Below are 17,667 nucleotides of genomic sequence, written 5' to 3' on the forward strand. Positions count from 1 at the left end.
TTTTCCTTCACCCCAACAGATTATGGACGAATTACTTAAACAGATTCAGCAATATACAGCGGCCATAGAGGCCGCTTCTCCTTCCGGTAGGGAGCAGGTCGAAGCCTTCCGTATCCAGTACCTGGGCACCAAGGGGATTGTAAAAAGCCTCATGGGTTCCATGAAGGATATTCAGCCCGACCAGCGCAAGGCAGCCGGCCAGGCGCTTAATGAATTTAAAAAACTGGCAGAAGCCAAACTGGAAAGCCTCCAGGATGCCAACGAGTCGGCTGGTGAAGATGATCAGAAATTTGATCTGTCCCTGCCGGGCGATTTTGTCGGGGTCGGCACCAGGCATCCGTTAAGCATCGTGCGTGGCAGAATTGTCTCCATCTTTAAAAAGCTCGGTTTTGCAATCGCAGAAGGGCCGGATATTGAGGACGACTGGCACAATTTCGGGGCCATGAACCTGCCCGAAGACCATCCTGCCAGAGATATGCAGGATACCTTTTATATTTCCCAGAACCCGTCCTGGCTGCTCAGAACCCACACGAGCAGTGTACAGGCCAGGGTGATGGAATCCCAAAAACCGCCTATCCGGGTCATCTGCCCCGGCAGGGTTTACCGCAATGAAACCATCAGTGCCCGTGCGCACTGTTTTTTCCATCAGGTAGAAGGGTTATATATCGCTGAGAATGTAAGCTTTGCAGATCTCAAACAGACTTTATACTTCTTCGTACAGGAAATGTTCGGCAAAGAGGTGAAGGTAAGATTCAGACCCAGTTATTTCCCCTTTACAGAGCCCAGTGCAGAAATGGATATCAGCTGCCTTATCTGTGAAGGAAAAGGCTGTAACGTATGTAAACATACCGGTTGGGTAGAGATACTCGGTAGTGGTATGGTCCACCCCAACGTGCTGGAGAATTTTGGCATAGATTCCAATAAATATACCGGCTTTGCCTTTGGTATGGGCGTAGAGCGTATCACACAGCTGAAGTACCGGGTCAACGACCTCCGGTTATACTCTCAAAATGATATTCGTTTCCTACAGCAATTTACCGGCGCTGTGTAGCAGCTAGTAAGCAAGACCTCCTCCACTCACATCAAACAAAAACAAAAAAGCATGAGCAAGTTTAACGATTACGATTTTAAAGGGCAAAAAGCGCTGATCCGCGTGGATTTTAATGTGCCTTTAGATAAACAGACACTGGCCGTTACCGATGATACCCGCATCCGGGCAGCGGTACCTACCATTAAAAAAATTCTGGCGGATGGCGGCAGTGTGATACTGATGAGCCATTTAGGCCGACCTAAAAGCGGTCCGGAAGATAAATTCTCTTTAAAACATATCATGGGCCGCGTCAGTGAACTCTTAGGTGTGGATGTTCAGTTTGCAGATGACTGTATTGGTGCAGAGGCCACTGAGAAAGCGGCAGCCTTGCTTCCGGGTCAGGTGTTACTGCTGGAAAACCTGCGTTTTTATCCTGAGGAAGAAAAAGGAGACAAAGCCTTCGCTGAAAAACTCAGCAAATTAGGCGATGTGTACGTTAATGATGCCTTTGGAACAGCACACAGAGCCCACGCTTCTACCGCCGTCATTGCACAATTCTTTGCAGCAGATAAAAAAATGTTCGGTCTTTTAATGCAGGCAGAAGTTGCCAGTGCTGAAAAAGTACTGCACAAAGCAGAGAATCCATTTTGCGCCATTATCGGAGGTGCCAAAGTATCCGATAAAATCTTAATTATTGAAAACCTGCTGGAAAGAGCCACCGATATCATTATCGGAGGCGGTATGGCCTATACCTTCTTCAAGGCGCAGGGCGGTCAGATCGGGAGCTCACTTTGCGAAGAAGACAGGCTCGATACGGCCCTGGAGCTGCTGAAAAAAGCAGCAGACAAAGGGGTTAATATCCACCTGCCAAGTGACTCTATCATTGCCGATAAATTTGCTGCCGATGCGGAAGTCTCTGCAGCGCCCAGCACGAATATCCCTGCCGGCTGGCTGGGACTGGATATTGCGGAAGAAGCGCGTAAGAGTTTCTCCAATGTCATCAAAAATTCCAAAACCATTTTATGGAACGGACCAATGGGTGTTTTTGAAATGGAAAACTTCCAGGGCGGTACCAAATGCATTGCGGAAGCGGTGGCAGAGGCAACAGCTAACGGTGCCTTTTCTTTAGTGGGTGGCGGAGATAGCGTTGCTGCTGTCAATAAATTTAATCTGGGAGATAAAATCAGTTATGTCTCCACCGGTGGTGGTGCTTTACTGGAATATTTTGAAGGTAAAATTTTACCAGGTATTGCAGCGATCAGTGAATAGTAAATAGCAACTGGAAATAATCTTTGTATGCAAAATGGTTATTCCCGGCTTAAATGATAACAGATACGGGGATGCTTAATTCAATTAGGCATCCCCGTATTATTTGTGGCAAGCAACCGTTTAAAAGACGGGTACTAAATTTTTAAATAGCTGTCTGCTGTCTGCCGTGTCCTCTCCAGCAGCAAGTTGACTTTATGGATAATGATATCCAGATCTGCTGCCGCTATTTTATAAGCATCGCAATAGCGCGCGTGTGTATAGGCCAGGTCGAACTCTTCCAAAAGAAACCGCTCCTCCAGCGTTTCTTCCGGAAAAATATCAGAGAGCGGTGGTGCGTACCTGTGGACCTGTTTTTGGATGCGTCTGATTTCATGGGTTTTAGTTTCCTGACCGCTCAGACTAAGTAGCAATGCGCGCAGACTAAGCTCCGCTGCCTGGTGCAATAAGAAAATGGCAACCGTTGTCGTATCGTTTTCTAACAGGGAAGTAGCGGCCGATCTGAAAGCCAGTGCTTTTGCATAATTCTTTTCAAAATCGATCATCGCATCTTCTTTCGTTGTTTTTATAAGTTCAGGCGCGGGGACCGGATAATCCAAGGCCTGATCGTCATATACCAAATTTTCGGGAGTGCAATGTAAAGCGTAGAATATCTGGCCTTCTTGTAACCGTTTCAACAGTTCCTCTTCATTCTGAATGGAGCATGCCACTTTATTGTCTTTTATATAAGACAATTCTAAACCGGACTGCAGTTCAAAAAAAGATGGATTGCTTTTAGAGGGCAACACCACCATAAGATCAATATATGGATCCGGATCCATATGACTTTGTTCGGGTCGTTTTATTTTATATATTTTTGATGGAGCCAGCGCGGCTACAATGAACTGGACCAAAGGACTTATGACATTCGTCTTGTGAGGGGCAATCCCCTGCATAGGATGATTGAGCGTCTGATTGTTTTGATGTTGGCCTGAGTTAATATCCATGTTTTATAATTTGATTGAATAAATTTTCTTCAAAAGTTCACCTAAATTGGTTACATGATTTTCAATGCAGATAAACTGGACTGATTTTTATGGATTGCTGACTGGGCGATTAGGAGAATGAAACATGCGTTCAGAAACCCAAAATCATGCAACCAATAAAGGTGATTTTTTCATATGCAATGCAATCCTAGATTCCATATTTATACCAAAAATACATCTCTTATCCATTGATTTCCAAATTAAATTTTTCAACTTCCCCGTTTTTCATCTGCCAAAATGGGGTATAAAACCCCTGCCAAATTTGTGCAGTTTTATCAGCCGAATTTTTGAATTGTTTTTTAAATTTAAATAGCGGTTTATAATTATGAATTATGTTTAATGTTATTAAAATTGCTTAAAAAATAATAGCGTATTTTATTCCATTAATTTTTATGAAGCCCGGAGAAATCACTTTTTAGCCCGGGTTGATGACTATTTATCTGGAAAATACGCCTCTTTGTGTGTGTCAGAGCGGAAACTATAGATAGCTGTATTTTCTCACTGTTATGGAGAGAAAAGCGCTTAAATTTGATCTGTAAACTTAAATTGAAAGGATATGCTTGAATTTTTAAAACAGCCCTGGCCCTGGTATATAGCAGGTCCACTCATCGGCTTAACGGTTCCTGCCTTATTGATATTAGGAAATAAGCCATTAGGTGTCAGCTCCTCGCTGAGGCATATTTGTGCTTCCTGTATTCCTTCCGGGATTCAGTTTTTTAAATATGACTGGAGAAAAGAGAAGTGGAATTTATTTTTTGTCCTTGGCATTTTCCTGGGCGGGGTTATCTCGGTTCAGTTTCTTTCAGCGCCGGGGCCGGTCAGTGTAAATCCGAAATTGGTTAAAGAGCTGGCCGGTTACGGCATTACGGATTACAGCAATATGGTTCCTCAGGATATTATCAATTGGCATTCCCTATGGACGCTAAAAGGATTTTTTCTCATGGTAGTCGGCGGCTTTTTAGTGGGATTTGGTACCCGGTATGCCGGTGGGTGCACCAGTGGACATGCCATCATGGGATTATCTAATCTGCAGTTTCCTTCTTTAATTGCCACTACCTGTTTTATGATTGGTGGATTTATCATGGCCAATCTGATTCTGCCCTATATTTTGTTACTTTAAATTTTATTTACATGTTACCGGATCATCATAAAAGCGTTCAGGGGCAATTGGAGCAACCTGAATCTATCCAGGAAAAATTGTATGCGGACACCTGGTACAGCTATGTAAAATACCTGTTGGTCGGGATCCTGTTTGGAATAATACTGGTTAAATCCGAAGTCATCAGCTGGTTTAGGATTCAGGAGATGTTTCGTTTACAGGCATTTCATATGTATGGGGTAATCGGCAGCGCTGTAGTCGTAGGCATTGTTTCTGTATGGCTGATAAAGAAGTTCAATATTAAAACCATGGACGGACAGCCCATTAAAATTGCGCCCAAAACCTTCAATAAGGGGCAGATATTTGGCGGACTTATTTTTGGATTTGGCTGGGCGATTACAGGGGCCTGTCCGGGACCGCTTTTTGCGCAGATCGGCACAGGGGCCACGGTTGTTATCGTAACGCTTTTAAGTGCTATACTGGGAACCTGGGTATATGGTTATTTTAAAGGAAAACTTCCGCATTAGAATATAGGGAAGGGACATATGTAGGAAGTGACCGGGTATAAAATAAATCAATTGCTGAACAAAAGATTTTCCGCTTAATCTAAAAAATTCGCCCAAAAACCGGTTTTAATCTAAAAAATTCCACAAGCAGGTCTCTTTTTCACTCCCTTAGTCTAAAAAATTCGCCATTTATCTTTTTTTAATTGCAGGGACGTATGGGGCCTTTTTAGAAAACGCCTTATGGGCTGAGTGCAGATATAGCGGTAATTGTCCCGATATTTTCTTTGAAGGAAGGAGCACAGGTTGCAACACCTGTTTTTATAAGAGGTGCAATAGGATTTATAAAGACCTATTTTGCTGCAGGCTTTAAAAGTCCGAACAAGTGTTCATTATGGCCGGATAATAACAGAAGGGTTAGCTAGACAAGAAAAATTTTCGTAATTTTTTGCAGGACTAGTCTTTTGATACTGAAAATTTTACATCAGATTTTTTATTAAGTAATGCAAAATATGTCTTCAAATTGAAAAATAATTACCACCAATTTAGATTGTTTTAACTATTTTGCATCTGAAGTAATGTTAATAACATCCTGAGAATTCTTCCGTTGATGAGTCAGGAGCCGGCAATATTTGAACAATTTAATGATAAAGAAGAGGAACTGTTCTCTGAAATTTTCAGAGAATATGAACGTCGTCTGTTTATATTTGTCGTTCGGACATTACGCTCTGAACAACTGGCTCAGGATATCGTTCAGGAAGTCTTTTTAAAACTCTGGTCCATCAGAGAAAAAGTTGCCGGCATTCAGAACCTGAACGCATATCTTTATAAGTTAGCTGAAAATCAGGTGTATGATTACCTGCGCCACGCTGCTGTTGAGAAAAGAGCCAGACAGGAACTCTGGCAAAGAATGCAGGAAACCACGCGCGATCACAGTCATACCATGATTGACAGAGAGTACAATGCCATTATAGAAAAAGCAATCCTGCGTTTACCGGAGCAGCGAAGAAGGGTCTATCAGCTCAGCAAAAGGGAAGGGAAAAAGCAGGCCCAGATTGCCGAGGAACTGCAGATCTCTCCGCATACGGTACGCAATCATCTCTCTGAAGCCTTTAAGCAAATCGGCCTGTATGTTCGTCAGAATATGACGAGCTGGATCTTCTTTTAAAATCCTCCTTTTATATCCCCCAAACAACAAGAACAATTATTCTTTTTTGTTATGCATATAATACTTTATCTGTATCTGACAGATAAATAGATAGTTATTGTATATATTCGTCCTTTGTTATTTATTTTTTAATTTTTTTTATTTTGACTAGTAGTTTTTAACACCTTACTCGTCATATGAACAATGGAACAAATGGAACAAACAGCTAAGATATTATTTCAAAAGTTCTTGAATGGTACCTGTAGTCAACAGGAACTGGATCAGTTAATGGAGATATTGCAGCGAAATGAACATGAAACTGCTTTCAGATCCATGTTGAAAAAAGTGTATCAGGATATTGATCGTTCTTTTACAGATTCGGAAGCGGGAGAGCAGATGGACGGCTTGGATATTCACCAGGATTTACCCGTGAATGACCAGCTCCTGGGTGAAACAAGGGAGGGGACAGAGATGGCATTTCCAAATGCCAGAAAAGGTCGTCGTTACCGCCTTTACGCAGCCGTGGCTGCTGCCTGCCTGCTTATTGCTGCCGGCGGCGCTTATGTATGGCAGCATACGAGTAGGCGCCTGGTGCAAGGGGCAGACTTAACAGCCAAGGTCCAGGCGGATAAGCTGCCTAAGGGGCCTTACAAGAATCAACAGACCACGAGGGCGGAACAAAAACATCTGATTTTGCCCGATGGTACCGAGGTCTGGCTGAACGCAGAAAGCTCACTGATTATTCCAGATCAGTTTGACAGCGACAAAAGAGTTGTTTTTCTGAAAGGGGAGGCGTTCTTTGACGTGAAGCATGCGGATAAAGTGCCTTTTATTATTCATATGCCTAATAATTTCACGACCACCGTTTTGGGTACTGCCTTTGACATTAAGGCTTATGGAAGTAAAGCATTTTCGGTTTCGGTTAAAAGGGGCAAGGTTAGAGTCAGTAAGGATGAAAAATCGCTCGCCACACTTACCGTAGGTCAGCAGATTAAAATGGAGGAAAACCATGACATCCAACCGGTTGTCCAGGCGGTAAAAAAAGAAAATATTGCCTCATGGACCGAAGGTAAATTGTCGTATGATGCCTCCGAGCTTTTAGATGTGCTCCATGATCTGGAAAGAGTATATAATATTCAGATTGATCTTAAAAATAAACAGCTGTCCGGAGAAGTGATCACCACTACTTTCAACAGGGCAGACGGTATCGAAAAAATCCTGAAAACCTTATGTATGTTGACAGGCAGCCGGCTGCAAATAGTGGATCAGAAATATATTATTGAATAAGAAAATTTTATAAAACCACGAATTATTGAAAACATCGAGGTGCCCAAGCTGGCAAAACAATTATGAACTAAAAAACGAATAAAATTGATAAGAATGAAAGGTCTAAGGTAATGAAGTAAATGGAGCCTCAAAAAAAAACCGTTACAGGCGGCTACCTGCAACGGCGTTAAGCTTATTTAATCCGATTCTTGAACTAAAAAAACTGTATAAAGTTATGCAATTCTCAGCGATTCGCAAAATTTGCGAAGCACTTTTTGCTGTGCGATTCTTTCCCCCTTCCAAAAGAAAATGGCTCATGCGTTTTACCATTATGTCCGTTATGATGCTGCTGTTTTTTGTGACCTATGCAAATAACAGCAAGGGTCAGCGTGTGGACGAAAAAAATATTACCGTTCGATTTAACCATGCACCTTTAAAGCAGGTTTTTAAACAATTAGGGACGATTTCAGGTTTTAATTTTGCCTACAAGGATGCCGATATTTCTCAGGTACCTCCCGTGACCTATATGGCCTTAAAGGAGTCCCTGGCCAGGGTACTAAATGATATACTTGCCACCCGGCATCTGAATTACATGCAGAATGCAGACAATATCGTCATCGTAAAAAGAACAGATACTGTTGCGCCGGTTTATGCGGTCCTGGTGCGTCGCGATACTGGAATGCTCAGCGTTAACCTGAACGCGACTGTCCTAAATGAGCAGGGACAGCCTATTGTAGGCGCTACGGTGATTGCTGAGCGCTTCTCTCGCGGGAATTTTTCCAGCAGGTCTCAAAAGACACATGCATTTACAGATAATACCGGCAGTTTTACCATGAAACTGGCCAAAGGAAGATACAATTTCACCATTGTGTATGTGGGTTATGTACAAAAGACGGTGGAACAGGATTTAAAGGAGGATGAAGCGCATTTTACCGTTGTCATTACACCTACTGAATCTTCCCTGGAAGATGTCAAGATCTCTACCGGTATCTTTGCCAAGGCAGATAAGAGTTTTACCGGCGCTTCTACCACCGTCACCAGAGAGGAACTGCAACGTTTTGGTAACCGCAACCTGATCACCTCATTACGTAACATCGATCCGGCCTTCAATATTGTCGACAATAACAGCTTTGGTTCAGATCCGAACCATTTGCCGGAAATACAAATCCGCGGTAATTCCAGTCTGCCGAACGTAGATCAGCTGCAGGATCAGACACGCGTGGCGCTTAATACGCCCCTGATTATCCTGGATGGCTTTGAGTCTACGCTTGAAAAATTACTGGATATCAACAGCAATGATGTAGAAACCATCACCATATTAAAAGATGCTTCTGCCACCGCGATCTATGGTTCCAGAGGCTCTAACGGCGTTGTGGTGATCACGACCCGCGCTCCTAAGCCTGGCAAGTTGCGGGTGAGCTACCGGGCTGATCTGACTGCAGAACTGCCGGATCTCTCCAGCTATCACCTGCTTAACGCCCGGGACAAGCTTGATTTGGAATATAAAGCCGGTTATTATAATAATGCACGTGCAGAAAGTGACCTGCCATTAAAACGCTATTATAACTATCTGCTGAATCAGGTCAACCGTGGGGTGAATACCGACTGGATGGCCATCCCGCTGAGAAACGGTATCGGTCAGCGGCATAACATCCGTATGGAGGGTGGTGATAATTCCTTCCGTTATTCGGCCACCGTGGGATATAATGATATTGAAGGCGTCATGAAAGGGTCTTACAGAAGGACTTTCAATGGGACGATTTCTCTGGCCTATACCTATAAGAATGTACGTATCAAAAATAACTTGATGATCACGCAGGGGAGTACGAGAAATTCTCCCTATGGCTCCTTTGGGGACTATGTACAGCTCAATCCCTATTGGGCACCGTACGACTCCTTAGGCAATGTCAACAAGTTTTTGGGAGATCCCGGTAATTATGATTATACCGGCAGGTGGAGTTCACTTCCGACCAATCCACTATATAACGCGACGCTTAACGGATTTGATAAAACATCCACTTCAGAGATTATTAACCAGACTAGGCTGGAATGGATTTTATTTAAGAATCTGACCGCAGCTGCTCAGTTTGGCATTACCAAAGATGTGAATCAGAGCGATGTTTTCCGCTCTGCAGAAAATACAGCATTTGCAAATTATTCGGATGTTGACATTTTCCGCAAGGGAGATTATAGTTATGGCATTACAAACGCGCTGCGTTATGATGGTTCCATAAACCTAAGTTATACCAAAGTTTTTGCCAGCAAACATACCTTGTTTGCAGGTATGGATTATAATGTCCGTCAGGCACAGAATTCATATTATGGTTTTAAAGCCGAGGGTTTCTCTAATCCTAATTTTGATTTTATTTCCATGGCACTGCAATATGCCAAAGGGGGTAAACCTTCCGGATCAGAGAGCCTGACCAGAAGCGTCGGATTGACTGGCAATATCAATTATATTTATGATAACCGGTATTTTGTAGACGGGTCATTCCGCATGGACGGTTCCTCGCAGTTCGGTTCAGACCGCAAATTTGCTCCGTTCTGGTCCACCGGTATTGGCTGGAATATGCACAATGAGAATTTTCTTAAAAGCAGCTCCGTTGTCAATCGCTTGAAACTCAGAGGCTCCGTAGGGATTACAGGTTCGCAGAATTTCTCTTCCTATCAGTCCTTGTCCACCTACCAGTATTATACGGATGACCGGTATTTTAACTGGAATGGTGCTTACCTGTTAGGGCTGGGCAATCCTGACCTTCAGTGGCAGCAGGCGACTAAATTCGATGTAGGAACGGATGCAGAATTTTTCAACAGAAGGCTAAGTATCCGGGCAGATTATTATATTGAAACAACGAATAACCTGGTATCCTCGGTCAATTTACCGGCATCTAACGGATTTACCAGCTATATTGATAATATTGGTAAGCTGCGCAATAAAGGTTTTGAAATCCAGGCAACCTATTATATCCTGAATAATACGGAAAAAGGGCTGACCTGGAGCATTACAGGTGCTGCGGTTCAAAATTTAAATAAAGTACTGGAAACATCTCAGGCACTTAAGGATGCGCAAAAATCCATCCAGAATGCCACCGGTAATCCCGGACAGTTGTATATGGAAGGATATTCCACCACGGCCATCTGGGTAGTCAAATCCCTGGGTATTGATCCGAGTACGGGTAAAGAACTTTATCTGACTAAAGATGGCGCCTCTACTTATACCTGGAGCGGAGATGATGTAGTTGCGGTTGGCAACACAGAGGCCAAGGTTTTTGGTAATTTCAGCACTTTCGTCCGATATAAAAACCTTTCTGTTAATGTATCCTTCGGATACCGATTGGGTGGGCAGCAGTACAATCAGACGTTGATTGATCGTGTGGAGACCGGCAGCTATAAATACAATGTCGATCAACGGGTTTATGATGACCGTTGGCAGAAACCGGGTGATATCGCCGCCTTTAAGGGCTTGCTTGTCACGACCCCCACCTATAAGACATCCCGTTTTGTCCAGGACGAGAACACGCTGAACTGTCAGAATATCAATGTTCAGTATGATATCCGTTCCAAATCTCTGTACAGGAAGCTGGGGCTTGAAGTGTTATCCATTACCGCTAACATGGCTGATCCTTTCTATCTGTCTACCGTCAGAAGGGAGAGAGGTTTGGATTATCCTTTCTCCAGAATGTTCTCTCTAACTCTTAATGCGACCTTTTAAATTGAAAACAATGAAGAAGTTTGGTTATATAATAATCCTGGCACTGGTTATGACATCAGGGGTTTCCTGTAAGAAATTTCTAACGGTCAACCCTAAAACAGAAATGCCTCAGGATGTGCTTTTCAGTACGGAAAGCGGCTTTAAAGATGCTTTAACCGGCGTGTATATTCAGCTGAAAGGCAGTTCCGTCTATGGCCGGGCACTCAGCTACTCCACGATTGAATACCTGGTTTCCAGCTGGGACACTGACGCCGGTTCCTGGCAGAAAAAAATAGGTGAGTTCGATTATAATGATGAAACCGTACAAAATAATCTTTCATCTATATTCGGCGCCGAGTACAAGGTTATTGCAAGCCTTAATGCGATTTTAGATAAGATTGATCAGCAAAAATCTGTTTTTACTACACCGGGTATGTATGAAATGATTAAATCCGAATGTCTGGCGCTGAGAGCATATTGCCATCTGGATTTAATCAGACTCTTTGGTCCCATACCTACTGATCCTTCAAACGGAAATGAGCTGGCCTATGTGAAACAACTGAGTAATCAACCCAATGATCATATCAGCTACGAGGCGTATAAAGCAGCTCTGATGCAGGATTTAAAAGATGCAGCAGCTTTGTCTGAAAATGTAGATCCCATTTTAACCTATTCCCTTTCTGAACTCAGAAACCTGGGCGTCGGTAAGGCTTTTAATCCAACTGATGACTATGTCGGATATCGGTATCTCAGAATGAACTATTATGCGATTAAAGCGTTGGAAGCCCGCGCTAATCTTTGGTATGGCGATAAAGATCAGGCCTACGGGGCAGCTAAAGAAGTTATTGATGCAACAAATGAAGATGGAACACCGAAGTTCAGACTTGGTCAGTCTTCCGATTTTGCAGACAAAGATTACAGCCTGATTCCGGAACAAATCTTCGGTCTCTACGATTTTGATATGTTTGATACGTATACCAATAATTTTGCGAGCGGTTCTTTTAAAAAAAGTACCTCGGCCACAGTAATTAACACCCAATTATATGGTAATACGGGTACGGATATCAGAGAGACCAGCCTCTGGAATGTGATTACGCTATCTAATCAGGCAAAATGTTATGTTATCAGGAAATATGAGGTAGTAGAAAGTCCAACTTCATTAAATGCTGATTTTAAACAAATTCCCATGCTGCGCATCAGTGAGATGTATCTGATTGCGGCTGAAACGGCGCCCGTCGGCGCAGCTCAGCAGTACTGGGATAGCTTCCGGTTATCCAGAAACCTTGATCAAACCGCATTGCCGGATGATCAGACGCTGAAAACACAGGCGATTTTAAAAGAATACCGTAAGGAATTCTACGCGGAAGGTCAGGCGTTTTTTGCCTATAAGCGGGTAAATGCTCCTAAATCAGATGTGATTTTTGCTCCCACTACGGTTCAGGAAATGAATTATCTGATTCCTATGCCTAAAAATGAAAGTGTCAACTAAAAACAGCATTTAAAAAACTGTATTACAATGAAAAAACTGATCTATATATTTCTGGCAGCAGGACTGGCTGCAACGGCTGGCTGCCAGAAAGACAAATATTTTCTGTATAATGATACCGGCAGGATCCAGTTCGGCCCCGATCCCAGCTTCCAATACCGCTCCGGTTATGAACTAGCTGATACGGTCAAGTCCTTCACCTTTGTGTATGAAGATGAAGCCATCCATCAGGATACTGTATTTTTTGATATCTATACAGTAGGTGGTACCAGTAAAAAAGACCGGCAGTTTAAGTTAGCTCAGGTTCAGGTTGATGGCCTCATGAATGCCCAACCGGATAAGCATTATGTCGGCTTTGATAATCCGGATGCCATCAGGAATTTTGTAATCCCTGCTGATTCCGTTCATAAAAGAGTACCGATTATTCTGCTTAGAGATGCATCCTTAAAAGATACAAGTGTGGTACTGAAATTTGAAGTGGTGGATGGTGGTGATTTTGCCGTTGGCCAGCAGGACAATCTATGGCGTCAGATTGGATTTACGGACCGTCTAAGTCAGCCCGGACGCTGGGACGCTACTTTCGCAAAATATTATTTCGGGGATTACAGCGTGACCAAACATAAGTTCATGATTGACAGCACCGGCAAAAAATGGGATGATGATTTTATTACAGAAATTTATGCAGATTACGCCTTATTGTCCTATTGGAAAGGTGTATGTAAGAATGCCCTGATTAAGTATAATAACATACACAAAAGTGACCCTCTGAAAGATGAATATGGTCAGCTGGTAATCTTCCCTTAATCCAAAATTTTTTATACAATGAAAAAGTCAGTCTTTTATATATTATGCTTATCTCTATTGCTTGCGGGCTGCCTGAAAGACGAAAGCAATTACAATTTCTCCCAGCCGGAAGTGATTACGGTATCGGGCCTGGAGCCAAGCATTACAGCCGTATCCGGCATGGATAACCTTCGGATCGATCCGGTTGCTTCTTCCAATAAAGAAGGCGAGCTGGAATACATGTGGGGAATCTATGAGACCAATGTGCAGGGTTATGCTCCTGTTTTGGATACGCTGGCGAGTACAAAGGAGTTGAATTATAATGTTCAGTTGCCAGCTAAAGGCTGGGTGCTGGTGCTTAGAGTGACCAATACCCAAACCGGATATGCTCAATTTTTTACTTCCAGCCTGAATGTCGTCACACCTTATACCAGAGGCTGGTATGTGGCCAAGGATGACGGCTCCAATACGGATCTGGATTTATTCCTTACACCCGAGACCATTGTGCCGGATTCTAAAGTAGAAAATGTGTTCAGCACCGTAAACGGGCATAAGATACCTGGTAAAGCCATGTTGTTGAATTACTACAATGACTATAAATCGGATGTCCTGGTAGCAGGGACCTTTGTCAATACCAAATCCATGTTCATTATTGCAGATAAAGGCATGTCAGTAGTAGATATAAATTCCCTGGACCAGATCCATGATCTGGATGGTATATTCTATCAGGCACCTTCTGTTAAGCAACCTGACTTTGTTTCCGCTGCTAGTGCCGCGCTGTATTTTAGCAATAACGGTCAGTTGACCAGTATTTATTCTATGAGCGCCAATACCGGACAGTTCGGAACCGAAAAAATTATGGATGATGAGGCGACTCCTTATAGACTTTCAAAGTATCATATTGGTAGTGGGCTGGCAGATGGTCCCGTACTATTTGATGAATTGTCCGGTTCCTTTGTCACAGCCACTGGGAGTGGTACAACGATGACAAGTTATAAAAATTCCTCCTCTACGACCATGGAAGCCCAAAATACCAACAAAACCTGTCTGTATATGGGGACCCGGTCTAATTATCCCTTGGAAGGCATTGCGGTACTTAGAGACAAGACCAATCCGACGTTGTTGATCGTCTCCTCTGTTGCTACCAATGGCAGCAATTTCACTGCCATCAATGATACCGTGAGTGCCTCTGCTGTCATGCAGACTGCAACACGGTTCGCCGTGAATACGGAAGAAAATATAGTGTATTTCGTTGTAGGTAACCAGGTTTGGTCACATAATATGGCCAATGATTTTGAAAAAATGCAATGGGAGGCTCCTTCCGGTGAAGACATTACTTTTTTAAGACATCGTGCTTATAAAGAAACCGGATATGCTTATAACTATATTATGATTGGAACCAAACAGGCTGGCAACTATAAAGTTCGCATGTTTACTAAGTCATCCGGGAACCTTGCGACTACCCCTGAGGTCACGCTGGAAGGAACAGGTGAAGTAGGCGATGTTTTATATGTGTCCCCAAGTACAGGTTCAAATACCTATTTAAATAACTATTAATCTATTATCAGAGATAATGAAAAAGTTGTTATTAGTACTGAGCTGTTTAATGACACTGTCATTGACGGCGCAAAACAGATTTACAACGGCTACTAACTGGAAGGACCTCTTTTCTTTAGCTACCACAGCGCATAAAATGGTGATTATAGATTGCTATTTTGAAGGGTGTCACCCCTGTAAGCAAATGGATGATGAGGTGTTCCCACATCCGGCTATCAGTCAATTAATGGACAGCGCCTTTGTTGGTGTCAAAACAGATATTTTAAAAGAAGATTTTGGAAAGCAGTTACAGATTAAATATGGTATAACAGGATTTCCTACTTATCTGATCTTTACCAGTGACGGACACCTGGTTGATTATTTCTCCGGGTACAAAGAGGCAGACCTTTTTGAATCGCTGCTTCGAAAGGCGGCCGGAAAAGCCAGGGCCGGAATTGTTTTGAATGGCTTTTCCAACGTACCGGATGTTCCATATCCTGAATTCTACAGTGCATATTTTAAAGAGCGTAAATCCTATAGTCCGCAGCAGCTGGAAAGCTATTTAACGGACAACAAAAAAGGGCTGGAATTTCCTTTTAAAGAAGAGGCTGTCATGCCGCTGCTCATGACAAGGGGTCTGACAAGTGATCTGATGGATTTTGTCCTGAAAAATTACAACCAGCTTGAAAAAAGTTTCGGCAAAGGACTTGTCGAAGTGCAGCTGATGCGTTCGCTGCAAAATAAATTTGCCAATGGCACCGGTGAGGACAAAGAGTTGTGGTTAAATACGTTTCTTGGACATATCAAGCAGTATATCAACGATGCTGACTGGCCTTATGTAACATTGAATATCGCAGAATCCTATTATGTGAATTATTTAAAGGATCTGGATGCCTTTTTTAAATTTGCAGCTACTCATTTTAATGACGACGATAATAAAGTCCGGTATATGGGCATGCGTTTAACTGGAGCAAATGCAACTGCAACGCAAAAAGACCTGTATCTGAGCTGGGCCACAAAAGTACTCAATCAACACTCCGCTCAGGATGCGTTGGAGGTAGCCGCCAGTGTTCTGCTCACCGAAAACAGAAAGGAAGAGGCAGGCCGCCTGGCAGGCTGGGCTCTCACAAAAGCTAAACAAAATAACAGGGATCCATCCGGATCTCAAAAGATACTCGATCAGATCCATAGGGAGAATTAAGACAATTGAAAAATTTAAAAAAACCTTAGAAAAATGATGAAAAAGATTTTAGGGGTGGCAGCACTATGCTTTGCAGCACTCTCAGTAATGGCGCAAAAGCCCGCCACAGTGACGGGGACGATGAATTTTGACCGGTTTAAACCAGCCGAGGTCAAACTCTTTAAAGTAGTAAATGGAAAATGCTTTGAGATTGCGCAGACAACGCCGACTCCGGAAGGTAAATTTGGTTTTATGTTTTTTCCTTCCTATGAAGGACTCTATGTATTAGGTCGTGGCAATGAGTTGTCCCCCAACTATAACTTTGCCTTCTATTTTAAAGAAGGGGATAACCTCTCGGTAGAGCTGACAGACTGGGATTATAAATTAACGGGAGAGAATACGAAGGAGAACAAGACGCTATACAGCTGGCATCAGGTAATAGATACGATTTATCAGAAATCCATCAATTTTATGGGAACGATGAGTACTTACGTTGATTTCTTTCCACAGCTGGAAGCAACTGCCGCCAAAGCAGGAAACTGGTGGAATGGTAAAAAGACCGGCAATGCAAAATTTGATCAGGCAATGCCAGGATATATGAAGATGTATATGACGATGATCGCCACCAATTTTTTAAATACACCGCGCTCTGCTCATCCGTCCGTTGAGGAGTTCAGCTCTTATTATTCCACGATTCAGCCAACGGATATCACTACACATACCGAGCCTGTTTATTCCTTCCCCTGGGGCGTACGTACCATGGAAGGTATGGCACAGATAAAATACCGCATGAACGGAGGCACTTTTGGGCAGGGAACCGATATGATCAAGGCTTTTGAACCCTATATCCTCAATGATACTTTAAGAGGAGAAATGGTCCTTGGCAGAGCAGCCTCACTTAGAGATTATGGCCAGTATAAAGACCTGATGGATAGCTATGGCAGTTATATTTTAACGGATAGTCAGAAGCTGAAACAGATAGCCATTCTTACACCCCTACTGAAATATAAAAAAGGGGATGATGCATTTAATTTCTCTTATGTGGATAATCATGGCGACACCACCAGTCTTGCCGATATGAAAGGCAAAGTGGTCATGGTAGACGTATGGGCCACCTGGTGCGGACCTTGTAAAGCAGAAATCCCTTATCTGAAGCAACTGGAAGAAGAGATGAAAGGCCAGGATGTACAGTTTGTCAGCATCTCTGTTGACGTGGAGAAAGACAAACAAAAATGGCTGCATTTTATTGATACTGCTAAGTTAGGGGGTACGCAGCTCTTTGCCGGTGGCTGGGATCAGCAGTCAGGACTGGCTAAATATTATCAGATAAAAGGTATTCCACGTTTTATGGTATTTGATAAAAAAGGAAAAATAGTAAGTGTGGATGCACCCAGACCTTCTACTCCTGAATTAAAAAAGATGCTGGAGGCCTCTTTGCAAGAGTAAACAAGGGATCGCGGTTATAATTACACTTACACCCTATAACTAGCGTTATTAAAAGGCTCATGTACCTGCCGTCACTACTGTAAATCCTTTGTAACGGCGTTCGCTGTTTACCTGGGAATAAAGTTTGACGGCTTTTTTATTTAAAATAATAAGGGTGGGGGGTAGCCTAGTCATTTTTTCGGGATACGAATCAGAATACAATATAGTAA

13 protein-coding genes are annotated in these 17,667 nt (G+C 42.9%); 12 read left to right on the forward strand and 1 reads right to left on the reverse strand.

All coding sequences use genetic code 11. The features are described 5' to 3' along the window. Positions 1-22: 22 nt before the first annotated feature. Positions 23-1,051: a phenylalanine--tRNA ligase subunit alpha gene (gene pheS, locus BLU80_RS02060; protein WP_091392631.1), complete on the forward strand. Its 1,029-nt coding sequence runs from the start codon at positions 23-25 to the stop codon at positions 1,049-1,051. Between the two features lie 51 nt (positions 1,052-1,102). Continuing rightward, on the forward strand, positions 1,103-2,299 hold the full coding sequence (locus BLU80_RS02065; RefSeq protein WP_091392633.1) for a phosphoglycerate kinase: 1,197 nt from the start codon (positions 1,103-1,105) through the stop codon (positions 2,297-2,299). A gap of 134 nt (positions 2,300-2,433) precedes the next feature. Here BLU80_RS02065 and BLU80_RS02070 read toward each other — a convergent pair whose 3' ends face one another. After that, entirely contained in the window at positions 2,434-3,282 is an 849-nt protein-coding gene (locus BLU80_RS02070) for a HEPN domain-containing protein (RefSeq protein WP_091392637.1), read from the reverse strand. A 595-nt stretch (positions 3,283-3,877) separates the two neighbouring features. Here BLU80_RS02070 and BLU80_RS02080 point away from each other — a divergent pair. The 10 genes from BLU80_RS02080 (at position 3,878) to BLU80_RS02125 (ending at position 17,458) form a co-directional block, all read left to right on the forward strand. Continuing rightward, positions 3,878-4,441, forward strand: a complete 564-nt coding sequence (locus BLU80_RS02080; RefSeq protein WP_091392641.1) for a YeeE/YedE family protein — start codon at positions 3,878-3,880, stop codon at positions 4,439-4,441. Positions 4,442-4,452: 11 nt separating this feature from the next. Then, positions 4,453-4,947, forward strand: coding sequence for a YeeE/YedE family protein (locus BLU80_RS02085; protein WP_091392644.1), 495 nt, complete (start codon positions 4,453-4,455; stop codon positions 4,945-4,947). Between the two features lie 586 nt (positions 4,948-5,533). Further along, entirely contained in the window at positions 5,534-6,091 is a 558-nt protein-coding gene (locus BLU80_RS02090) for an RNA polymerase sigma-70 factor (RefSeq protein ID WP_091392647.1), read from the forward strand. Positions 6,092-6,283: 192 nt separating this feature from the next. After that, positions 6,284-7,357 carry a FecR family protein gene (locus BLU80_RS02095; protein WP_170831110.1) on the forward strand — a complete coding sequence of 358 codons (1,074 nt, stop codon included), beginning with the start codon at positions 6,284-6,286 and terminating at the stop codon, positions 7,355-7,357. Positions 7,358-7,652: 295 nt separating this feature from the next. Next, positions 7,653-11,048: a SusC/RagA family TonB-linked outer membrane protein gene (locus tag BLU80_RS02100; RefSeq protein WP_170831111.1), complete on the forward strand. Its 3,396-nt coding sequence runs from the start codon at positions 7,653-7,655 to the stop codon at positions 11,046-11,048. Between the two features lie 10 nt (positions 11,049-11,058). Beyond that, positions 11,059-12,516, forward strand: a complete 1,458-nt coding sequence (locus tag BLU80_RS02105; protein ID WP_170831112.1) for a RagB/SusD family nutrient uptake outer membrane protein — start codon at positions 11,059-11,061, stop codon at positions 12,514-12,516. Positions 12,517-12,543: 27 nt separating this feature from the next. Then, positions 12,544-13,317 (forward strand): DUF4843 domain-containing protein, encoded by a 774-nt coding sequence (locus BLU80_RS02110; protein WP_091392656.1) that lies wholly within the window; start codon positions 12,544-12,546, stop codon positions 13,315-13,317. An 18-nt stretch (positions 13,318-13,335) separates the two neighbouring features. After that, positions 13,336-14,853, forward strand: a complete 1,518-nt coding sequence (locus BLU80_RS02115; RefSeq protein WP_091392659.1) for a PKD-like family lipoprotein — start codon at positions 13,336-13,338, stop codon at positions 14,851-14,853. Between the two features lie 16 nt (positions 14,854-14,869). Then, on the forward strand, positions 14,870-16,033 hold the full coding sequence (locus tag BLU80_RS02120; RefSeq protein ID WP_091392662.1) for a thioredoxin family protein: 1,164 nt from the start codon (positions 14,870-14,872) through the stop codon (positions 16,031-16,033). 33 nt (positions 16,034-16,066) lie between these two features. Next, positions 16,067-17,458 (forward strand): TlpA family protein disulfide reductase, encoded by a 1,392-nt coding sequence (locus BLU80_RS02125; RefSeq protein WP_211481715.1) that lies wholly within the window; start codon positions 16,067-16,069, stop codon positions 17,456-17,458. The last annotated feature ends 209 nt before the right edge of the window (positions 17,459-17,667 follow it).

It is taken from the genome of Arachidicoccus rhizosphaerae (assembly GCF_900107765.1).
In the GTDB taxonomy this organism is placed as follows: domain Bacteria; phylum Bacteroidota; class Bacteroidia; order Chitinophagales; family Chitinophagaceae; genus Arachidicoccus; species Arachidicoccus rhizosphaerae.